The 1,275-nt window shown below is 44.3% G+C and carries 2 protein-coding genes and 1 pseudogene; all 3 read right to left on the reverse strand.

From position 1 onward, the window contains the following. Positions 1-121: pseudogene (locus A3762_RS28875) on the reverse strand (23S rRNA (adenine(2503)-C(2))-methyltransferase RlmN); the annotation flags it as partial. A gap of 87 nt (positions 122-208) precedes the next feature. Next, positions 209-637, reverse strand: coding sequence for a nucleoside-diphosphate kinase (gene ndk, locus A3762_RS16445; protein ID WP_068476691.1), 429 nt, complete (start codon positions 635-637; stop codon positions 209-211). A 133-nt stretch (positions 638-770) separates the two neighbouring features. Further along, positions 771-1,275 (reverse strand): cysteine desulfurase family protein (locus A3762_RS16450; protein ID WP_156493526.1); only part of this gene is annotated, 505 nt, incomplete at its 5' end.

Genomic DNA, 1,275 nt, shown 5'->3' on the forward strand with positions numbered 1-1,275 from the left:
TCCATTGCATGACCTGCTTGGCTCGAAACGGCTTCTCACCAATTTCAGCAAAAAATGCCTCTAATTTAGCTTTTGGCATTCCAAGTAAATTTTTACGCGGAGTGCTTGTCACTTCAGTCATGTTTGTCACCTAAAATACGATGTCCTAATACGCACAAAAGCAGGACCCCAAACAGAGCCCTGCTTTTGTCTACCTGCGAAAAAGAAATTAGCCGCGAGGACAGATTTCTTCATCAGCAAAGAAGTAAGCAACTTCACGCGCTGCTGATTCAGTAGAGTCTGAACCGTGAACAGCGTTTGCATCGATTGAAGAAGCGAAATCTGCACGGATAGTACCAGCGTCAGCTTCTTGTGGGTTTGTTGCGCCCATCAACTCACGATTTTTAAGAACCGCACCTTCGCCTTCAAGAACTTGTACACATACAGGACCAGAAGTCATGAACGCCACCAAGTCACCAAAGAAAGGACGCTCTTTATGCTCAGCGTAGAAACCTTCAGCTTTCTCTTGAGAAAGTTGAACCATTTTTGCAGCAACGATTTGCAAACCGTTTGATTCGAAACGATCGTAGATTTTGCCGATTACGTTTTTAGCAACTGCGTCTGGCTTAACGATTGATAAGGTGCGTTCTACCGCCATGATATTATCCCCATAAATTATGTATTAGCGCTCTAATATGAGCTGTTAAAAATTTGCCGCGGAATTATAAGGCCGATTAAAGCAAAAATATATCTTTCTTCCGCTTACTTTCGTAAAACTTATAGCTACTTTGTTAACTTTGCATTTTAAGCAGCGCATCTTTCAATACCGCCGCAGCATTATCAACATCAGCATCCGTCGTAAAACGCCCAAAAGAGAACCTCAATGAACTCAAAGCAAGTTCATCAGACAACCCCATTGCCTTAAGCACATGTGATGGAGCCATGCTTGCAGAATTACACGCACTACCGGAAGAAATAGCTAAATTAGGAAGAGCTGTTAACAACATCTGCCCGTCTACACCAGGAAAACTCAAATTAACGATTCCAGCGACAGACATTGCGCCCTCCCCGTTAACAATCATATCGACACCTTGAAGCGCATCGACAAAACGCTTTTTAAGTGATTCGATGCGACTCTGCTCGCCGTCCATCTCATCTAGTGACAAGCGAAATGCCTCACCAAACCCAGCGATTTGATGAGTAGGCAAGGTACCCGAACGCATACCACGCTCGTGTCCGCCACCGTGTATTTGTGACACTAACTGAAAATCCGCGCTCCGACGAACAAACAGAACA

Source organism: Oleiphilus sp. HI0125 (assembly GCF_001635355.1).